The sequence below is a fragment of the Aneurinibacillus tyrosinisolvens genome, from assembly GCF_001015055.1.
Lineage (GTDB): Bacteria > Bacillota > Bacilli > Aneurinibacillales > Aneurinibacillaceae > Aneurinibacillus_A > Aneurinibacillus_A tyrosinisolvens.
In genome coordinates this window covers 1-20,736 of record NZ_BBWZ01000018.1, presented here as the reverse complement: position 1 = coordinate 20,736, position 20,736 = coordinate 1, and the positions used below count along the sequence as shown (strand labels likewise).

The following is a 20,736-nucleotide window of genomic DNA, read 5'->3' as shown; positions in this document are numbered from 1 at the left end:
AAGGAAGGAGGAAAACCTCATGTTAGATAGCATCAAATCTTTCGCGTCCACTTTCTTTGTAACGGGCGACCCAATGATCTATGGTGCAGACGTTTCCATCGTGCTGGCCAGCGTTGCCGTTGTTTTTGTTCTCACCTATTTTAAGTTGTGGGGATGGCTGTGGCGCGAATGGATTACAACAGTTGACCATAAAAAAATTGGGATTATGTATTTGCTAGCGTCCCTGCTCATGTTGTTCCGTGGCGGGGTAGACGCCCTTTTAATGCGTATGCAATTAGCATTCCCAAATATGCATTTCTTAGAATCAGAGCACTACAATGAAATTTTTACAACACATGGTACGATCATGATTTTGTTCATGGCGATGCCATTTATGTTTGCTCTGTTTAATATTGTTGTTCCTCTTCAAATCGGAGCACGGGACGTTGCGTATCCGTTCTTGAACTCCGTAAGTTTCTGGCTATTTTTCCTAGGAGCTATGCTCTTTAACTTATCCTTTGTCATCGGCGGTTCTCCGGATGCGGGTTGGCTCAGCTATCCTCCGTTGTCCGAGAACGCTTTTAGCCCGGGACCAGGGCAGAACTTTTACATCTGGGGTGTTCAGATTTCCGGTATCGGTAGTTTGGCTACCGGGATTAACTTCCTCGTGACCATTTTAAAAATGCGTGCACCAGGCATGAAGTTAATGAAGACACCGCTGTTTACATGGTCAGTATTGGCTAGCTGTGTTTTGATTATTTTTGCATTCCCAGTGTTAACAGTAACACTTGCCTTACTATTTATAGACCGTTACTTTGGGGCTCACTTCTTTACCATGACAGGTGGCGGGAACCCGATGATGTATGTGAACCTCATCTGGATGTGGGGTCACCCTGAGGTATATATCGTTATTCTTCCGGCCTTCGGTATTTTCTCCGAAGTTGTAAGTACGTTCTCTAAAAAGACCGTTTTCGGTTACGCATCCATGGTATTCTCCATGATGCTCATTAGTGTCGTTGCTTACTTCACCTGGGTTCACCACTTCTTCACGATGGGTGCGGGAGCCGATGTTAATACGTTCTTTGCGATATCAACGATGGCAATTGGTATCCCTACTGGGGTAAAAATATTTAACTGGATGTTTACGATGTACCGTGGACGGATTCAGATAACACAGCCGATGTTATGGACGCTCGCGTTTATTCCGTGTTTTGCTATCGGTGGCGCGACAGGTGTTATGCTGGCCGTTGCTCCGGCAGACTACCAGTATCATAACAGTTATTTCTTGATTGCCCACTTCCACCAGGTACTGATTGGTGGGGTTGTGTTCGGATATTTGGCCGGCCTGTACTACTGGTGGCCAAAAATGTTTGGATTTAAATTGAATGACCGCCTTGGCAAATGGGCGTTCTGGTTATGGAATATCGGTTTCTATGTATGCTTTATGCCGCAGTATGCATTAGGATTCATGGGAATGACCCGCCGTGTTTATACGTATGGCTGGGACATGGGCTGGGCACCGCTTAACCTTGTGTCTACTGTAGGGGCATTCCTCATGGGTATCGGATTCGTCTTCCAGGTATGGCAGATTCTTTACAGCATTAAATACGGTGAACGTGATTTAACAGGAGATCCTTGGGACGGACGTACACTGGAATGGTCTATTCCATCTCCGGCGCCTCTTTACAACTTCGCTGTGGTTCCTGAAGCGAAGGGCGCGGACGCATGGTGGTTGATGAAGAAGGAAAGACAAAATCAAGGTAACAAGAAAGAAAAAGTGCAATATGCACCGATTCATATGCCGAAGAACTCCGGAATTCCGTTCGTTATGGCTGTATTCTGGTTTATTGCCGGCTTTGGATTTACCTTTACCTGGACTTGGATGGGCGTTATCGGCCTCCTTGGGGTTTTTGGTTGCCTCTTCGCTCGTTCCTTTAGCTATGATACGGATTATTACATTCCTGTTGATGAGATTGAACGTACCGAAGCATCAGTGGGGAGGGTTGTATAATGGAACATGCTGTATCCCATCACGAACATCATGAGCATGATAGTTCTCTAAAAATATTAGGTTTTTGGATTTTCCTTGTAACGGACTGTATTTTGTTCGGTACTCTATTTGCAACGTATGCCGTATTGCACACCCATACAGCGGGTGGACCTACAGCCAAGGAACTGTTCGAGGTTCCTGGGTTTGTGGCAGAAACGTTCATTCTATTAACAAGTAGTTTTACAAGTGGAATTGCCGTTCTGGCCATGCATAAAGGTAAGCTGAAAAGCCTGATTGGCTGGTTAGTGGTTACAGCTGCACTTGGTCTGGCCTTCGTAGGGCTGGAAATTAGCGAGTTTGTGAAGATGGTAGGAGAAGGGGCGACGATGTCAACAAGCGCATTCCTTTCCGCTTTCTTTACGCTCGTTGGAACACACGGTGTGCACGTGACCGTTGGTTTCTTCTGGATGTGTGGCATTATGATTCAGTTGAAGCGATATGGAATTAACGATGTAACCAAGCGTAAAGTGTCCATTATCAGCTTGTACTGGCACTTCCTTGACGCCGTGTGGATTTTCCTCTTCACTGTTGTTTACCTGATGGGGGTGATGTAAGATGTCACAGCACGAAAGCCACGAAAACCATGGTTCATTAAAATCGTACGTCATCGGGTTTGTTCTGTCGATTATCCTTTCCATCATTCCGATCGTGCTTGTATTAAACCATGTCATTAGCCCAATGGCGACGGTGGTTTCGATCTTAGTGATGGCCGTTCTTCAGTTCTTGATCCAGTTGTTCTTCTTCATGCATATCCGTGAAGGGGAAGGTCCGAAGTACAATGTAATGGCGTTAATCCTTGGTGTTATTTTCGTTATTACGATTGTCGGCGGCTCGATCTGGGTTATGTCATTCGGTTATATGGTTCACTGATTGCTTACGTTAAAGTCTCTGTGCGGCTTCTGCTGCATAGGGGCTTTTTTTTATTCACTAGGAAGCATTTTTCCGAGTGGCCCGTTCTCATCTATGATATCTTCCAGTTCGTAAACGGAGATAGGGAACATCGGGAAACCGTAATAATAAGGGGTAATTTCGTAAAGCTTAAAGTAAACAATGAGCGCTTTATCTGCAATATAGAAATCCTGATCCGGGCGTATCCCTTTGAATGGTTCTAATAGAGAGATGTTCCGCCTTTTAATCTGTGCACCAATAATAGCCGACAGCCTTCCTGCATAATCACTGCCAGGTTTAAATAAATCCCTTAATGGATACAATCTGGCTGTTTGAATATCGAATGTCAGCGATGGTAAGAGCGTCATTCCGTGCGCATGATGTGTGATATAAGTATAGTTGCTTAGCGTCAGGCTTAAGATCCCCCGCTCATTCGATTTAATCTCATACTGTCCTGTTACCTGCGTATTTGCGGGATTTTTATAATAACCCTGTTCCTGTATTAACCCATAAACCCGGTGAACAATCGTGTCGTTGATTTTTTGCTGGGCAAGCTTGTTTTTCACCTCTTCCACACGCGGATAATAAACCATCATATTCGGAGCCGTAATGGTTAAAGATTGTATCGAGACGGGAAGCTGAAATGGACTCATGGTGTACCGATTCCTTTCCGGTTTCATTTATTTATTCCAGCCTATTCCGGGCAGGGGCAATTTGATAAAGGCAAAAAGATTCGGTTAACCCCTGCCCGGCCGGAATCATATGCTAAGAGTAAGCGCACGGAATAAAAGGGGGAGCTTACATTGCTTACAGCCTGGATAGGAGATGAGACATACCAATATCTCGGAGACATGGAAACGTATTTTCTTCCGTTTCGAAAAAAAATTATCGGGATTAACCAGTATTTCGATTCTCCCTATGGCAGAAAGCGCATTATTTATGCGGATTGGACGGCGAGCGGGCGCTTGTACCGCCCCATCGAAGCAAAGCTGAGCCACCAAATCGGGTCGTTTTTTGCCAATACACACACGGAGTCAAATGTGACGAGCACTGCGATGACTTATGCATATAAGCAGGCGTGCAGCATTATTAAAAGGCATGTAAATGCCAGTAAGCATGACGTGCTCATTATGGACGGCTTTGGCATGACGTCTGTCGTTAATAAATTACAGCGCATACTTGGCCTGCGTCTGCCGGAATCGTTTAAAGACAAGATAGATATTTCTCCCGAGGATCGCCCTGTTATTTTCATTACGCACATGGAGCATCACTCCAACCATACGTCCTGGCTTGAGACGATAGGGGAAGTCGTCGTTCTTGAGCCGGATACAGACGGCACAGTCAGTTCGGAGCAACTGGAACGGCAGCTTAAAAACTATCAAAACCGAAAGTTTAAAATCGGTTCGTTCACGGCCTGCTCAAATGTAACGGGGGTTCAAACGCCCTATTATCAGCTGGCAAGAAAGATGCATGAACACGGGGGGATTTGCTTTGTTGATTTCTCAGCATCGGCTCCTTATGCAGATATAAACATGCACCCGGCGTCTGCACTTGAGAAGCTGGACGGCATTTTGTTCTCCCCCCACAAATTTCTAGGTGGGCCGGGGTCAAGCGGTGTGCTTATTTTTGATTCGAGGCTTTATGCAAACAGTACGCCCGATAAACCCGGAGGAGGAACTGTCCTTTGGACGAATCCGTGGGGGGATCACAAATATATCCCTAATATTGAGGAGCGGGAAGACGGCGGCACACCGGGCATCCTGCAGGGGATCAAAACGGCTCTTGCGATTAAGCTTAAAGAGCGGATGGGGACAGGAAACATCCTGCGCCGGGAAAAAGAGCTGGTGGACCTTCTGTTTTCCGGCATGAGGGAAGTCCCTGGGCTGCTTATACTGGATGGACATATTACGGAGAGGCTCGGTATTTTTTCTTTTTCTGTAGAGGGGATTCATTATAATTTGATTGCAAAGCTGCTGAATGACAGGTTTGGGTTCCAGGTACGGGGAGGATGCTCCTGTGCGGGCACGTACGGCCATTACCTGTTCGATATTGACCCCATGGAATCGAAGAAGATTATGAGCGAGGTTCTGGGCGATGATTTATCCTCTAAGCCGGGTTGGGTTCGGTTTTCTGTTCACCCGACGATGGTAAACCGGGAAGTGTACGAATTCATTCGAGCGATGAAGCTTCTCGTGGAAAATATTGAGGAATGGAAGAAAGAGTACTGGTATGACAGTAAAACGAATGATTTCTATCATGTGAATGATGAAAGGGCAGATATAGAAGAGCGTTTTGGGCTGGATTGAATGCTTACACTGCTAACCGCCTGAACGGTATAACCGATAATATGCCAGAAGGTGCGTGATAGGCCTTCTGGCTTTCATGTTCCTTAATAATAGCTATCTTTTTAACCTTAACGTAGAAATTAATTCCTCAAGACTTTCTGAAATGATTTCGTATGAACTTCTTTCGTAATCCTCTAGCTTAACCTTACCATCTTCATTGTCAATTACAACTAACAGTCCGTTACCTTCAATTCCTAAGGGAATATTTTTAAGTCTATTGTTATGATTACTCTTGTAACCTTCTAAAGTACTTCTAAATGAATCGAGTTCTACATGGGGTAAGACTGCTTCTAATTTGATATAGTGGTCTTGAAAAAATCCATCTAAATCAGCAAACTAATATGAATTAAAATATTCAATAATGGATGAATGGAAATTAACACCTAATTTTTCTTCCAATTGTGTAAAATCATGTATAGTATTCTTTTCAACTGGTTTCCACGTAATATAATCCTCTTCGTCAATTTCTCCTACATAAATTAGTGAACCAGCATCTTCATTAACAGGTGTTTTGAATAAGAAATCTAAACCGCCATCTGCGAATTCTTTCCTTAATTTAAAATATTGGCTCATCGATTCCTTTATAGACAAGTATATCACCCTCTACTTATTCGAAAATTTTTTGAATAATTCAGTACATTGGCTATCCGCTTGATCACCTCCACTAGTATGATGCTTGACGAATATGTCACAAGTCCATTACGGATTGTTCAAATATGTATTTTAACGCGAATTTTAATTTTTAAGACAGTCTAAATGTAGGGGAGTAAGAAAACGGAGGGATTAAAAAACCTCGATTGAGTTTTGAACACTCCATCAAGGTTATATGTGAGCAAATTAATTCTTTAACAACTCCGTTAACTGGGAAGTCCCCGAAAAATAATTTATAATAAAATCATCCGATATAATAATCATATAATAATATTTGGGGGATAAGGCTTGAAAATCAAAATATCTCATGATTGGACTATTAACGAACATGAAGCTCTAAAACTTCAATCAGCACTCTCCAACAAAGTGATAACACAAGATAAATTCAACGAAATCAAATATGTCGCTGGTGTTGATGTTGCGTACGATGAAAAAAACAATGTCCTTGTTGCCGGAGTTGCTGTTTTAGAAGCCAACTCACTTCAGGAAATTGAAAACACTGTGGTAAAAGATGTCGTACATTTTCCGTATATTCCAGGTTTATTTTCCTTTAGAGAACTCCCGCCTATTACTAAAGCATTAGAAGCGCTAAAAACAACGCCCGATTTAATCGTATGTGACGGACAAGGTCTTGCTCATCCAAGACGCTTTGGGCTAGCCTGTCATTTAGGTGTGCTGTTTGATGTTCCTACAATCGGTTGTGGAAAAACAAAATTAATTGGTGAGGCTGATGCTCCTGGAGAAAAGAGAGGCGATTTCTCATTCCTCTTGGACCAGGGTGAAACTATTGGAATGGTTCTTCGAACGCAAGACAGGGTAAAACCCGTTTATATATCCATTGGTCATCGTATCTCTTTAGAATTAGCCCGTCATTGGATTCTTAAATTATCTCCATCGTATCGTTTACCTGAGACAACCCGTAAGGCTGATCAGCTTGTTCGAAAGACAATTTCTAGTAGGTAACATAGTAATTCATCTTGATTGTTTGTTAATCATTTTTGTTCTCATGATTAATTTCTCTATACTTCAAAAGTAAAAAATAATTGGGTGAGTTAGGATCGATAATTTCACTTTTTATTAAGTTTCCATTTTCATCCCATTCTTTGTTATCAAGCTCTATTCCCCACTCGTAGTTAGCAATCGATTTGATATTGCTATTACGGTGCCACTCTTGACGCTTGGAGTACCGCGAGCCTTTCTTCCAAAAAAATTCACTCTTTATTTCACCTGTTGGATACCATTCTCTGCTTAAACCATGTTGAAATCCGTCTTTATAAAGGGTTTCAGTTTTTAAATTCCCATTCGGATAATTTTCATATCCTATACCGGAAAATGGGCTATCATTATAGCAGCGAAGATCATCATCAAATTCCAATAATTCTTCATCGACCCTTACGTGATTTTTACTTTCCATATTTAAGAACCTCCGGGAAATAGTTAACGTCATTAGTGAGGTATTCACAATGAGGACAACGAGGTATAGGCATACCTCTCGTTGGAGTTTTACCACCTGCATTAATAACATGCAGCATAAAATCAGATGGATCTGCCCCTGGTCGGGCTAAGAAGGCATCGTTTAGGGCATAAATTTCAGCATGCGACCCAGGCGCTTTGGTCTTAATATATCCATCTCTAATATCACTCGGCATCTCAGCAAGTCTAGTTGCAATTTCAGTAGACAGGTTTCTAGGAACATCAGGCCCTTTTGCATTTATACCGAAGTAATATTTACCGGTCTTAGTATCAAGTACACCTGCAAGAGCCGGGCCCATTTCTTTTTTACTTAACCCTGCGGCTTTGAGGCGATTATATTCTTCAGCAACTGCTCCTCGCAAATTAATACGTTGATTGAACTCAACTGAAGTTAGTCTACCATACTTTTCTCGTAATAACTCACCACGCGTCTTATCAATAACTTTCGCTAGCTTTGCTTCCTTTACTTCTGTTCTTACCAGACCACCAATGAGCGGAAGTAGCGAAAGTGCAGTAAGTCCTGCCTCCAATGCATAATCCCCGGATCCAAGCTTCTCCCCGGTCAATGGTTCTGTTCCGGTGGTCAGACGGGTAAACGTATTTATCCCCAGAAGCTCTTTGTATGTATTTATCATGGCCCGGTCGTATTCCTGCTTTTTTTCCTGCTGTGCCTGTAACCCCATTGGGCTCGTGAAGGGGATATTTGTATTATTCGGATCCTCAGCCAGCATTCTTGGTCCGTCTAATCTTGTCATCACAACAAAACGTTCATCATACTTTGCAAGAATTTTTTCAGCCTGTTCGAATGAAAGCGGGGCATTATCGGCATCCGCAGCCATACCGGCAAAATAGGACAGCCAGGCACCCTGGCACTCTAAATATTCAATGATTGCCTGGCACATCGTTTCGATATTGTCACTGTTTGCCCGGATTTCTCCTTCAAACGGCGGCCTGAATTGCGATCCGTATAAAACACTATTAATCTCTTCCCGCTCCCGCTGTAAATCGGATTGTAATCGCCTTGCCCGAACGAGGTGAGAGAGGAGCTGTTTGGATAGAAGGAAAAGTTTATCGGGTTCCACTTTAAATGTCACGAAATCTCCGCCTTTCACTTATTGTTTTGTTTTCTAAGATCCTCCTTAAGCTGCTCCAGCAGGGCAGCGAGCCGGGCTCTTTCTTCCTGAAGATATGCAATCCATTCCTGTAAGGAAGAGGTTTGACGACGGATGGTATCTTGAAATAGAGTGAAGTCTTTCGTGACCTGCGTAAAGGTTTCCTGGAACTTCTGCTGCTGCTTGCCGGACCATTGTTCTTCGTTTGTTCCCGCTGAAATGTCCGTCTTTACATTTTCGGAGATGGTGTAAGCTTCTTTGTGGTACCCTGCCAGGCGCTCACAAATCCGGTTTATCTTTTCTATGTCGGTATCAATAGCATTCATTTGCATTTGAATGGCCGAAGCCAGCCGAAAATCGAACATCGAACCCCCTCCAATTTTATCCAATGATTCTATAGTAAAGTAAAAATTAACCATATTTAAGGTAAAAACTTACTATTATAGCAAGGTAATGAGAACCATTTACATCATTCACCCTTATTTCCATATCTCTACAAATGGCAATAAACACCATGCGTCATTTGTCCCGCTTTCTTCTCATGTGTTTGGATCTATATCCCTTTTTTAAGGATTTATATTAAAATGGAAATAAGATACCGTACTGGTTTTTCATGTATTTTGATAGTGTTAGTTTTTTAAAAATATGAATCGATAAATAGGAGCTATGTCGTATGGAGTACCGAATTCAAGCAACACAGCAAACCCCCGCCTACATCATTTATTTACTCGACATTAGCGCATCCATGAATCAACTCATGGATGCTGGCGGAGAACAGAAACGGAGAATGGACGTCGTCACTACGGCCCTGAGCTCCGCTATCCGGCAGATGGTCTTCCGCTCAACGAAAGGGAGCAGGCTAAGCCCCCGCTATAAAATGTCCATCCTTGCTTACAGCGATAATGTGTTCGACGTTCTCGGAGGCGTGAAAGGAATTGATGAGGTGGCGCGCATGCGGCCTCTGGAAAACATCCAGACCCAGCGGCTAACAAATACGGCGAAAGCGTTCGCTGCAGCGGAAAAAATCCTGCAAAAAGAACTGCCGGCTCTTAAGAATTGCCCGGCTCCCGTCATCTGTCATATGACGGATGGCGCGTTTACAGGAGAGGACCCTGAGCCGATCGTAAAACGAATGATGAATATGAAGGTGCCGGATGGAAACGTGCTGGTTGAGAACATTTTTATCTCAGATGAAATTCTGGCGGCCCCGATTGAGAATTCCAGGAAGTGGCCGGGCATTATGCCGGAGACAGAGCTGAATGAAGAGTACGGCGATAAACTGAAGCGTCTTTCCAGCCCGCTGCCGGAGAGCTACCGGGAGATGATGGTGGAAACGGGATATAGAATTGAGCCAGGTGCGCTGATGATGCTTCCGGGCACGAATGCGGATATCGTATCGCTCGGCTTCCAGATGTCGGCGGCAACACCGGTCCGATAAGTAAAGAGAGGTGTGACATGTTTTCTTTTACAAGCGATCAAAGAATGGAAACACCGATTACATATGCGCATCAGGATCCGTTTTTCTTCCGATACGGGTACGCCCGCGCTGGGGAGACGCGGGAGGTGGATGACGCCGGGCAGGATTCCCTTGCTTTCCGCATTGAGGATCGGACGTTCACTTTCGTGCTTTGTGACGGGGTCAGCTTATCGTTCTGCGGAGATATTGCAGCCCAATTCCTATCCGTAAGGCTGCTCGATTGGCTGCATTCATTCTCAGTCGAAGAAGTCCGGGAAAAAGGAGCCATGGCTGATGCGCTGAATGCATATTTGGAGCAGTTGGTCGATGAAGCGACGGGAATAGTGGAAAAACACCCGCTGCCCGCATCGATCCCTCCACTTGTACGGGACGTCCTGGAGGAAAAAAGGACAGGCGGCAGCGAAGCGATGTTCGTATGCGGAAGGGTAGACATTCTGAACGACTGGTCGAACGAGGCCAACCTTTTTCTGGGGTGGTCGGGTGATTTGCGCATCCGGGCATGGAGCGGGCAGCGGGAAGTTTCCGGGCACTTCCAGGAGCAGGCACACTCGCATGAGCGATGGTCGACAAAGCGCGGCATTGTGAATGGAAACATACATACAGCCGGATTAGTTGATTTCGCGCAGACCATTGATCGCCTGGTTATTTATTCGGATGGCTTCACCGGAATTGATTCCCTGAAGGCAATGCCGTCAACCGCCTGGCTGCAGCAGGAGATGGTGAAGAGCTTCCGCTCACCAACAAGCGATGATATTTCCTTTTTAGATATCGCCTGGTAAGGCTAAGGGAGGGGAAAATGTGGAAGAAGTCGTTATTACGTTCATACATAACCGCCGGGAAAGAGACTTGCGCCTCCCCAATCAGGTTGAAGGAGAGAAGCTGATTATTGCCCTGAATGAATGGCTTGGCCATGAATATGATTGGGCAGGCGGAATTCATGACATTGAATATTCTTTTGACCAGACGCACTGGTTCCGGCTCGAAAAACACCAATCCCTGGAGAGTGCGGGCATCTGGGACGGCGCGTTTCTGCGGCTCAGCGAGGGAGCGAGCTCCAGCCTGAAGACGGAGAAGGAGTACGGAACAGCCCCTTCCGTGAAGGAGAAAACCGAGGCCGAAATTAGCGAACCGGATGCAAGCGGATATGCCTGGAAATTAATTGACTAATACGAATAATCGGAGAGGGAAATTCATGAGAAAATCACCATACTTCAAACGGTCACCGCGGGTAAAGCTGTCATTGCCGACAGGTAAAATTACCGTCCATCGGCCGAAAGGCGAACCGATGGAGCCAACGTTTTCTTTTGAGACAATGATCATTCCCGTTTTCCTGACGGTTGCCACGGTAGGGATTATGTATTACCTTTCAAAAACAATGTACAACAACAGCTCCTATGCGATTTTTATGCTGGCGATGAGCATTCCGATGCTCGGCTCGTACATTGCAACGATCGTTTTATTTTTCAGGAAGAAAAAGAAGTACCGCCTTGAAGTGGCCCAGCTTCATGAGGGGTACCTTGCCCGAATTGAACAGCACAGGGGTGAAATAAAGGGGATTTGGGAGCAGCAGGTACAATTTTTGCGGGAAAAGGACCCGGCTCCTAAAGAATGTGTAGATAGAATTGACGAACGAAAAAGCTCACTTTGGGAACGAGCCCCCCATTCGGAGGACTTTCTGCATCTTCGAATCGGCGTCGGGACCCGGCCTTTTATTATTGAGATTCATACACCCGCACAAGATGGGTATGATGTGAATCCGCTCATTGCCGAAGCCCAGAAGCTCGAGACTGAGTATCAGGACGTAGTTAATGTTCCAGTTTCCATTCCACTGCGCAACAAAAGAGTAGTGGGACTGGTCGGGGAGAGAGAAGAAATTGTAGAATTGGCCCGTCTGCTTATCCTGCAGCTTGTTACACACCATTCGCCGGAAGAGGTGAAAATCGCAGCTGCCTATGACATGCAGGAGAGGGAGGATTGGGGTTGGATGCGCTGGCTGCCGCACGTATGGGATGAGGACCGGGAAGTGCGCTATATAGCCGAAGGACAGCTAATGGTACAGAAGCTGTTTGAGAAGCTGTACCGCACGCTAAACATTCGGAAATTTGAAAAGAGTTCCAAGGACCAGGAGGAGCACCATATTCCTGAGTATGTGTTTTTCCTTCCCGGTTTTTCCATGCTGGAGGATGATGCCCTGCTGCCTTTGATTTTAAGGGATGGAGAAGCTGTCGGAGCATCTGTTTTTCTGATGGCACCGCGTAAAGAAGCGCTTCCGATGGAATGTGAGCTCATTATTGAAGTGAAGGATGGGGCTGCACAGCTATATGAAACGTTCTCAGCCGACGGAAAAACTGATTACTTCTCCGGCGCGGAAAAAATTGCCCTGGATCGTTTTTCTCTAAAAGAAGCAAAAGAGATGGCACGTGCTGCCGCGCCGCTTCGCGTAAAGCAGTCTGCAGCAGGGGTAATGCCGAAGGTTCTTACTCTGCTTGATATGTATGAAGTGAACCGGGTAGAAGAGCTTGATGTTTTATCCAGATGGAACCAGAATCGGTATCCTCTTACGCTGCCTGTTCCTATCGGAGGGCGGGAAGGCGGTAAACTGGTAGAACTGAATATTCACGATAAGATAGAGAAGAAAGGCCACGGTCCTCATGGATTGATGGCGGGCACGACCGGATCCGGGAAGAGTGAAGTGATTCAGTCCCTTATCCTGTCGCTGGCCCTTACATACCACCCCCACGAGATGGCGTTTATGCTGATTGACTATAAAGGGGGAGGAATGTCTAATACCTTCCAGGGGCTCCCGCATGTCGTGGCAACGATTACGAACCTTGAGGATCCCCATCTCATCAACCGCGCGAAAATTTCGCTGCGGGCGGAACTGGAAAGAAGGCAGAAGCTGTTTAATATGGCGGGAAATATACAGCATATTGACGAATATTTCCGTTCGGAATGGCGCTTGAAAGAGCCATTGCCGCACTTGTTAATCGTGATTGACGAGTTCGCGCAATTAAAGAAAGATCAGCCGGAATTTATGGATGAATTAATCAGCATTGCGGCGATCGGCCGTACGCTTGGTGTCCATTTGCTGCTGGCGACACAAAAGCCGGCCGGCGTTGTGGATGAGAAGATATGGAGCAATTCCCGCTTTCGCATTTGCCTTCGGGTGCAGGATGACAGCGATAGCCGCGAGATGATTAAAATCCCGAATGCTTCTATGATTAACGTACCGGGCCGTGCTTATTTTCAGGTCGGCAATAACGAAGTGCTGGAGTATTTTCAGTCAGCCTGGAGCGGCGCCGACTATGCTCCGAAGGAAGAGGATGAATCAGAGAAGATAGTTGTTGCTGAAGTGCTGCTGGACGGATCAGCCGTTCGCTCCGATACCGGAACGAACGACGGGCAGACAAAGCGCAGGCAGATCCAGGTCGTAATTGACTATATTAAAGAAGAAGCCAGAAAGAGCGGGGTCGATCCGCTGCCGGGCCCGTGGCTCCAGCCGCTGCCTGAAAAACTGCCGGTAACAGCAGTGCTTGATGTCGCTAATTGGGCCGGAGGCAGTAAGGCTAAGGTTGAAGCGGACAGGTGGCTCCGGCCAACCGTGGGAATGATTGACGATGTGGAGAATCAATCGCAGTACCCGCTTTCGTTTGATCTAGGCGAAGGCCATCTCATCGCGTATGGCATGCCCGGTACCGGAAAGACAACATTCCTTCAGTCTACCCTGCTGTCGCTGTTCCTTGAACACACCCCCGCCGATTTGCATGCGTATATTGTTGACTTTAGCCGGCAATGGAAGGAGTTTGCCCGCTTTCCCCATGTAGGAGGTGTGGTGCATGAAGAAGAAACGGAGAAGATGTACCGGCTTTTTCGTTTCCTGCTGAAGGAACTGACCGTTCGGAAACAACAGTTCTCCGAGGAAGGGGTAAGCTCTCTGGTCAATTATCGGAGGGTCACAGGGCGCAAGCTTCCCGCCCTTGTGCTCGTTATCGATGGCTACCAGCCGTTCAGGACGGGATTTGCGGCGGAGAATGAACAGTTGGAGACGCTGCTGCGTGAAGGAGCCGCATACGGACTGATTGTCATAACGGCTGTAAACCAGACGAGTGATATGTATGAGCGTTACCGGAATAACTTTGCTTCAGCGGCAGCATTTGAACTGGCGGAACCTACAGACTATTATACGGCAGTAGGCCGGCCCGGCTTTGCCGTGTCTAATCTTCCGGAGGGCCGCGGCTTTGTGAAAGGCCATACCCCTCCCCATATGTTCCAGTGCATGCTCCCGTACGAAGGAGAGAACGAATGGGAAAAGACCGCTTTTCTTCAGCATCTGGCGTCCGGTATGCAGGAGGAATGGACCGGAGCGCCGGCTAAAGCCATCGCCATGCTGCCGGAGAAACTTGGCTTTGAGCAGCTGCTGGAACAATTCCCGCCGCGGGAATCACAGGAGCTGCCGTATGGAATGGATGTGGAGGACCTGGCTCTGCAATCGATTCATCTGGAGGAGGCGGATCACCTGCTTATTACAGGCCGGGTCGAATCCGGGAAAACATCGCTCTTACAAACGCTGCTGTTATCTATCGGATATCAATACACTCCGGATGAAGCAGATGTATTCCTTATCGAGCTGGAGCCAAAGCTCAAGGGAATAATGAATCTGGTTTCCCTGCCCCATGTAAAATCCCACGCGGCCGACCTTTCAGAAGCGAAGCAGCTTTTATTAGAAATCGTGGCGGAAGCGGAGGGCAGAAAGCAGGTGCATCCGTCTTTTGGCTGGCTTGATAAAGAGGAGGAAGAAGGGCCATATCGCCCGATTGTCATTGTCATTGATGACGTCGAAAACTTCATGCAGCAAGCAAGCATGGACTTTGAGATGCAGAATCACCTGGAGAAGCTGACAAGAGAAGCCCGGCAGAAAAACATTCATTTCATCATTGCCGGTTCTCTCGCGGGAATGAACAGCTATTCGCATGAAAAATGGTTTATGAACATTAAGAAAAAATTTGTCGGCTTCCTGCTCGGCTCCACTCTGAGCAATGATTTATATTTCTTTAATATGAGGCTTCCCCATGCGGAGACGGACAAAGAGCTGCCGGCAGGCACGGGCTTCGTAATTAAGGGGAAGCACATCCGGGTGAAAATCGCCATGCCGTATACCGGTGGATCGGGGAGAAAGGAGTGGCTTTCTCGATTAGTAAATAAGTAGCAGGAATGCCTGGTGGAAAAGTATTAAGTTTACCTCCTGTCGAGAAATGTCACAGGGCTAAGGAATGATAATAAACCATAAGGCTATGCAACGTGGAAAACTTGTAATATATTGGGTTTATCAAAGGAAAGGAAGTGGTAATGAATGTCAGTAAGAATTCTTGTTACACCTGAAGAGTTAGAGGCGATTGCCCAGCAGTTTAGAAACGGATCGGATGCGAGCCGCCAGCAAACAGGCCAGCTTTATCAGGCACTTCAATCATTAGAAGGCAAGTGGGACGGTGCGACAAAGAAGCGGTTCTTCGACCAGTTTGAACAGTCACGCCGCCACATGGAAGCGTATGTCCAGCTCTTGGATTCTATCGATCAAGAACTTCGCGCCATTGCTACTCGTTTCCGTCAAGTGGACGCTCAATAATTAAATCGGTAGAAGGTAATCTAAGAGATTGGAAAAAAGACTAGTCATCCTATTTGGCTGGTCTTTTGTGTTATGAAAGTCTGTAGATAGGGGTCTATCAGTATGAGTTTTCAGCCGGAAGTTGGAGAGAAGATTCAATTGTTCGGAAGGAAGTATTCCTTTTCCAGCCATCCAGCCGTAGAAGGAATGGAGATTCCGTATGGACAGGAAGGGAGGCAGGGAATTGTATACCAGCTCGCCAGCCAGCAGGCAATAGGGACAGACCGCTATGCTGCGTTTAAAGTGTTTCGAAATCGCTTTAAAAATGAGCACCAGGCTGAGCTGGCAAACAATCTGCAGAAATATGCTGCACATTGCGGTCTTTCCAGCTGCTCCCGTTCGGTTGTTGAGCAGAAAAATCACGAAAAATTAGTAAGCAAGCATGAAGACCTTGAGTACTCCGTTATTATGCCCTGGATTGAAGGGCCTACCTGGGCGGATATTCTCCTTGAGGACAGAGCACTAACGAAGGAAGAGTCCATACATATCGCCTGTGCCTTTGTCTGTACAATGAAAGAAATGGAGGCATCCCGGCTTGCGCATTGTGATTTGTCCTCCAGCAATATCCTCATTCCTTATCTCAGCGAGCATAACGGGCGAAAAGCATTTGCTGATGTTGAATTGGTAGATATTGAGGAATTGTATGCGCCGGATTTACAGGAACCCCCGGCTTTGCCGGGCGGCTCACCCGGATATGCGCCGGAATACGTGAGAAATGGTGTCTGGTCGCCTGATGCGGATCGTTTTGCCGGTGCGATTCTGCTTGCGGAAATGGCTACCTGGTATGATGCAGGCATACGGGAACAAAAAGCGGACGACGTAAGTTATTTTGACGCCGCAGAAATACAAGGGGATTCCGAACGCTGCAAGCAAATGGCCCGAACCCTTCGGAATACCCTGGGCAGAGAAGCGGAATCGCTGTTTATGCGAGCGTGGAGAAGCAGCAGCCTGAGCGAATGCCCGTCTTTTTTTGAGTGGTTCTCCGTTTTCCCGGAGGAAGTAAAAGAGGCTGTTACGGCGCGTATGCACGCTTTTCTTCAAACGAAAAAGCGAACCACTGCGATTTCACCCTTGATGAGCGTGGAAGCTTTGCTGGAAATCGCCTCCGCGTTTGAAAGCCTTGGAAATAAAACGGCTGCCCATAGAGAATACGCCTATATCGTCTCGCAATTTCCTCAAAATAAGGCGGTTGCTGAAGAGATCAGCATGCTTCTTCCCCACGATAAAACGGCAATCGGGGAAGATGAGTGGGATCTACATGATTATCTGGAGGCTGCCAGCCAATTTGAGCGAGCGGAAGATTGGGAGAAGGCGCTTTTATTTTACGAAAGAAGCAGCCAGCTGCCGCACCTTGATTTTTCAACAAAACAGGAAGTAGAAATTATCACACAGGAAATCAGGGGGAAAATCCAGACCAGCCGGGAGGGAGCCTCTACAGAGGAAGTACTGCAGAAAATACTTGATGAAAACTCCCGCAGCCGGGAAGGAACAGTACATGTCCCCCCTTATGCCGGGAGAGCCAAAAAACAGGGGGGTTCTTTCACCCAATCATTGTGGAACTTCGCTGTAAAGAGGTGGAAGCTGATTGCGGCCGCCGCTTCCATCCTTGCGGCGATCGGGCTGGGCATTTGGTATTATAATTATTCCGCCGAAAAGAAATGGGAAGAATTAATCCGCCAGGGAACGGAAGCGTTCGCCAACCGAAATTACATACAGGCTGAGCAATTCATCAACCAGGCAATTGGAAGAAAGCCGACTGAGGATTTATATACGAAGCTGGCAACGATCGATATTAGCCGGGGATTCTATGAGGAAGCCATCCAGTACCTGGAGGATTTGCTGTTTAAAAAGCAGTTATCGGATAACAATCAGGAAGCCCACTATTTAATTGGCCGTTCTTATTTTCTTATGGATGATTTTTCAAATGCCACGATTCATTTCGAGAAAGCAAAGAAGGGGCAGAAGAGCGTTTACGAACAGGATGTCATTCGGGATCTGGTTGTCTGCTACGGACGTACGAATCAATATGAGAAGGCGAATCAGCTTGTAAAACAGCTCAAAGGCTCGGACGCTGTATCGAAAGCTTTCATTTCCAACTTAAAGGGAGAACTGTTTGAACTGCAGGGAAAGGATAGCGAAGCCGTTGAAGAGTTTCAGAAGGCGGTCGCGCTGGAAAAAGGAAATGAACGGTATGTCCAGAACCTGGTTGATTTATATATCAAGAAGAACAGAACGAACCAAATCGACGACGCAACGAAAGCGAAAACATATGAGGAAGCGATTGCCTTAATCAATGGACTGTTGAAGAATGATTTTACAAATGTAAACTACTTGAATCGTTTGGGCCAGGCATACTATGATTTCGGTCTGTATTATGAAGCAAAGGCAGATTCAAAGAGCCGGAATCTTTATGAGCAATCGCTTATTTCTTATAACCAGTTAATCGGATTAGGCATCCAAAACGAGGATGTCCTCCTGAATACCGGCATTCTCTATGATAAGCTCAACCAGAAGGGGAAAGCGGAAGCGATGTATAAAAGAGTGTTGGCCGCCTACCCGAGGAGCGGGCACGTGCATTTCGTCTATGGCCTGTTTTATTTAAAAGAGAAGAAGTACAAGGATGCGGTAGTAATGCTGCAAAAAGTTGTCCAATTGAACCAAAATCCTTCAGAAACAGCGATTGCAAAAGAGCGGATGAAAGAGATGAAGGATAAAAAGCTGATTTAGGAAACAGTACGAAGGAGGAACTTACGTGGCACCTGAAAATCAGGAGAAAAAAACCGCAAGAAAAGCGCAGCGCATTATTTTACCTGTTTCGCTCAGCCTGCTTGTCGCTGCCGGTGGTGTCGCCGCTTATCAATGGAAACAAAGCAGCGCCCCGGTGAGCAGCGGGCAGGATAAAAAAACGGAAATGAGTAAAAAACCAAAGGAAGAAATTCGATTAAATACGGATGACAATCAAGCGGAAGCCCAGACGGTTCAACAGGCAAAAAAGGTTGAGGAGAAAGCAAATCCAAAGAAAGAAGCCGCTCCTCTATTAAAGGGAGAAGGGGAGCAGCACACGGCCTTTGCCCTTGAAGATGGGAATCTTGATGACATGTTTCTTGTCCCCCCTTCTGATGAAGAGAATCCAATTTCAGAACTGGCTTTTGACCAGAGCGATATTTTACTGCCGGAACCGCCGCTGCCTGATGTGTTAATTCCGGATTTCCCAATATCTGATGTTCTGCTGCCGGATACGCAGGTTATACCGGAGGAAATACCGCCGGGAGAAATTGTGGAACAGCCGAAGCCAGAGGAGAGCGGGAACACTGAGGCTCCAGTTATTGTTGATCCGGAAGCAAACTTTACGGTGATCCCCTTGCTGATTCCTGAGTCAGCGTACAATCGCGCCTCCGATTATTTTAAAATGAAAGATTTCTATAATGTGGTCTATTATGGAAGGGATATGGGGGCAGATGAGGAACACCGCGATGAAGTGACGAAGTGGGTTGCTGAAGCGGTCACAGGCCTTAAAACAGAAACAAAGGATGAGCGTTCGTTCCTGACTGGGGGCCAGGCAAATTTACAGCTGATCAATTCGCTCCAGTTGAACGATCCAAAAATCCAGGCACTCCAGGAGGAAAACAGGCAGTCTCTCTTTAAGACATATGTGCAGGACGAAGTGCGTTCTTTTGCCGGGAAGTCAGGTGGCAATGAAGAAGACATAAAACAGGCGAAACGAATCGTTTACTATGTTGGCAAATACAATGAAAAAACGAATAATCCTATCAATCCATCGGAATACGGGGAGGCAATCCGCAGGGTAGTGGAAGCTGCTGATACAGAGGTAAAGGATAGCGGGAAGCTGGTGGAGGCATTAAACAAATACCAGGTTATCGGAAAGTATGCGCCGGATGCTGCCCAGCATGCGAAGGATAAACAATCAGAAATCGCGAAGAAAATTTTTGACTCGCCGGTTAAATCGAAGGAAGAAAAGAAAGAAAACCTCTCCGCCTCTCAGCCGCGTGTTGCTTCGATTGTAGATGATATAACCAAACCTTTGCTCGAAGAAACAAAGGAGAAGGTATCAGAACTGAGCACGCCGGCAGGGCCTGAGCCTGGTTCTCAACCGGATTCTAAAACCTTTGATTCACCTGTGCTCCAGCAAGCGGCAGAAGTAGCGTCAACAGATATAAATAGAGCCGTGATTCTAGCTTCTGACGCTGTTGAAAATGGAAATAGCACTGAGGAAGCGAAGGCATTATTAAATGATTTATCCCGCCGTCTGCTTGCGGAGGCCGAGCAGTTTAATTATGATGAGCAGGAGCAGGCCTATGAGATGCTCAGCACCAACCCCGTCATCAGTGGAGAAATTTCAGATGCCGCCGGCAAACGTAAGGACGCCTTCTCTTATGCCAGAAAAGCAGAAGAGCTGGCAGCTTCTAAAAAATATGCGGAAGCCCTTTATTACGCCAGCGAATCAAATCAACTGTACAACAAAGGACAGAATGATGGGGTAATGAGGCAGATAGCGGAGCAGTTGTTAAAAGAGACAGAAAAAGCTGAGCTTAAGGAACAGCTCGCTGTTTACCGGATGCTCGCAAGTGTGAACGGCCTGCCCCAGGAATATGCGGATGAAGCGAAATCCCGCCAGGAAGCTATCGATAATTACCGGAGAGGAATGGAGCACCCGAATCTTGAAAAGTCGGTGTATTATTTAGGGCTGGCTTCACAAAATTCCGCTATGCAGACTCTCGTACAGCCTGCGCTCCAGGAAAAAAGCGGGCTTCTCTTTGAAAGTGCAAAGAGTGAGAAGGAGCGTTTCCCTGTATCGGCGGCCCGTTACTATAAAACACTTGTGGAAACACCGGGTGTGGATGAAGAAATAAAACAGCAGTCCCGCCAGGTGCTTCACGAAATGTCCTACAAATAAACGGAAAAAAGGAAGTTCATTCCACTTGCCTTTCCCTTCCGCGAGGAAGGAAGGACTGTCCGCTCCACCTCCCTGCGAGCAGCGTCCACCAAACATCTGGGTAGCTCGGGGCGGGAGACACTGGTGGGCTTGTTCTGCTCTCCGGCAGGTTCCGCTGGGTCAGGAAGGCCGGTCTGCGTGGACT

Annotated in this window: 17 protein-coding genes and 1 pseudogene; 12 read left to right on the top strand and 6 right to left on the bottom strand. The window is 46.5% G+C overall.

Annotation, left to right across the window (positions count from 1 at the left end; translation table 11 throughout):
- Positions 1–19 precede the first annotated feature (19 nt).
- From qoxB to cyoD, 3 genes are read left to right on the top strand one after another with little or no spacing between them, the layout of a single operon-like run.
- Positions 20–1,990, top strand: coding sequence for a cytochrome aa3 quinol oxidase subunit I (gene qoxB, locus MBEAL2_RS16000; protein ID WP_047153281.1), 1,971 nt, complete (start codon positions 20–22; stop codon positions 1,988–1,990).
- Positions 1,990–2,583 (top strand): cytochrome o ubiquinol oxidase subunit III, encoded by a 594-nt coding sequence (cyoC, locus tag MBEAL2_RS15995; protein ID WP_047153280.1) that lies wholly within the window; start codon positions 1,990–1,992, stop codon positions 2,581–2,583. The genes qoxB and cyoC overlap by 1 nt, the downstream gene beginning before the upstream one ends.
- A 1-nt stretch (position 2,584) precedes the next feature.
- On the top strand, positions 2,585–2,899 hold the full coding sequence (gene cyoD, locus MBEAL2_RS15990) for a cytochrome o ubiquinol oxidase subunit IV (RefSeq protein ID WP_047153279.1): 315 nt from the start codon (positions 2,585–2,587) through the stop codon (positions 2,897–2,899).
- A 50-nt stretch (positions 2,900–2,949) separates the two neighbouring features.
- Here the strand turns inward: cyoD and MBEAL2_RS15985 are convergent, their stop codons facing one another.
- Positions 2,950–3,570: a DUF3298 and DUF4163 domain-containing protein gene (locus MBEAL2_RS15985; RefSeq protein WP_047153278.1), complete on the bottom strand. Its 621-nt coding sequence runs from the start codon at positions 3,568–3,570 to the stop codon at positions 2,950–2,952.
- 198 nt (positions 3,571–3,768) lie between these two features.
- Between MBEAL2_RS15985 and MBEAL2_RS15980 the strand changes: the two genes are divergently transcribed.
- Positions 3,769–5,223 carry an aminotransferase class V-fold PLP-dependent enzyme gene (locus MBEAL2_RS15980; protein ID WP_047153336.1) on the top strand — a complete coding sequence of 485 codons (1,455 nt, stop codon included), beginning with the start codon at positions 3,769–3,771 and terminating at the stop codon, positions 5,221–5,223.
- 93 nt (positions 5,224–5,316) lie between these two features.
- On the opposite strand, the pseudogene MBEAL2_RS15975 reads toward MBEAL2_RS15980, so the two are convergent.
- Positions 5,317–5,835 (bottom strand): annotated as a pseudogene (locus tag MBEAL2_RS15975) (SecY-interacting protein Syd).
- A gap of 366 nt (positions 5,836–6,201) precedes the next feature.
- On the opposite strand from MBEAL2_RS15975, the gene nfi reads away from it, so the two are divergent.
- Positions 6,202–6,876 carry a deoxyribonuclease V gene (gene nfi / locus MBEAL2_RS15970; protein WP_047153277.1) on the top strand — a complete coding sequence of 225 codons (675 nt, stop codon included), beginning with the start codon at positions 6,202–6,204 and terminating at the stop codon, positions 6,874–6,876.
- Positions 6,877–6,901: 25 nt separating this feature from the next.
- Here nfi and MBEAL2_RS15965 read toward each other — a convergent pair whose 3' ends face one another.
- From MBEAL2_RS15965 to MBEAL2_RS15955, 3 genes are read right to left on the bottom strand one after another with little or no spacing between them, the layout of a single operon-like run.
- Positions 6,902–7,327, bottom strand: a complete 426-nt coding sequence (locus MBEAL2_RS15965; RefSeq protein ID WP_052947761.1) for a toxin-antitoxin system YwqK family antitoxin — start codon at positions 7,325–7,327, stop codon at positions 6,902–6,904.
- A complete protein-coding gene (locus MBEAL2_RS30305) occupies positions 7,317–8,480 on the bottom strand; it encodes a YwqJ-related putative deaminase (RefSeq protein WP_152667813.1) in 1,164 nt (387 codons plus the stop codon). Before MBEAL2_RS30305 ends, MBEAL2_RS15965 begins: the two co-directional genes overlap by 11 nt.
- Positions 8,481–8,494: 14 nt before the next feature.
- Positions 8,495–8,863, bottom strand: coding sequence for a hypothetical protein (locus tag MBEAL2_RS15955; protein ID WP_047153275.1), 369 nt, complete (start codon positions 8,861–8,863; stop codon positions 8,495–8,497).
- 308 nt (positions 8,864–9,171) lie between these two features.
- Here MBEAL2_RS15955 and MBEAL2_RS15950 point away from each other — a divergent pair, with 308 nt between their 5' ends.
- The 7 genes from MBEAL2_RS15950 to MBEAL2_RS15920 all read left to right on the top strand — a co-directional run bounded on the left by MBEAL2_RS15950 (position 9,172) and on the right by MBEAL2_RS15920 (position 20,552).
- Positions 9,172–9,936 carry a vWA domain-containing protein gene (locus MBEAL2_RS15950; RefSeq protein ID WP_047153274.1) on the top strand — a complete coding sequence of 255 codons (765 nt, stop codon included), beginning with the start codon at positions 9,172–9,174 and terminating at the stop codon, positions 9,934–9,936.
- Positions 9,937–9,953: 17 nt separating this feature from the next.
- Positions 9,954–10,754, top strand: coding sequence for a hypothetical protein (locus MBEAL2_RS15945; protein WP_052947760.1), 801 nt, complete (start codon positions 9,954–9,956; stop codon positions 10,752–10,754).
- Positions 10,755–10,773: 19 nt separating this feature from the next.
- Complete coding sequence (locus MBEAL2_RS15940) at positions 10,774–11,142, top strand: EsaB/YukD family protein (protein WP_047153273.1); 369 nt, start codon at positions 10,774–10,776, stop codon at positions 11,140–11,142.
- 25 nt (positions 11,143–11,167) lie between these two features.
- Positions 11,168–15,181, top strand: a complete 4,014-nt coding sequence (gene essC, locus MBEAL2_RS15935) for a type VII secretion protein EssC (protein ID WP_047153272.1) — start codon at positions 11,168–11,170, stop codon at positions 15,179–15,181.
- Between the two features lie 144 nt (positions 15,182–15,325).
- A complete protein-coding gene (locus MBEAL2_RS15930; protein WP_047153271.1) occupies positions 15,326–15,598 on the top strand; it encodes a WXG100 family type VII secretion target in 273 nt (90 codons plus the stop codon).
- A 102-nt stretch (positions 15,599–15,700) separates the two neighbouring features.
- Complete coding sequence (locus tag MBEAL2_RS29355; protein ID WP_052947759.1) at positions 15,701–18,364, top strand: tetratricopeptide repeat protein; 2,664 nt, start codon at positions 15,701–15,703, stop codon at positions 18,362–18,364.
- 25 nt (positions 18,365–18,389) lie between these two features.
- Entirely contained in the window at positions 18,390–20,552 is a 2,163-nt protein-coding gene (locus tag MBEAL2_RS15920; RefSeq protein ID WP_047153270.1) for a hypothetical protein, read from the top strand.
- On the opposite strand, the gene MBEAL2_RS32955 is transcribed toward MBEAL2_RS15920, so the two are convergent.
- On the bottom strand, positions 20,543–20,736 hold a 194-nt coding region (locus MBEAL2_RS32955; RefSeq protein ID WP_047153269.1), incomplete at its 5' end, for a hypothetical protein. The two genes, MBEAL2_RS15920 and MBEAL2_RS32955, sit on opposite strands and share 10 nt — an antisense overlap.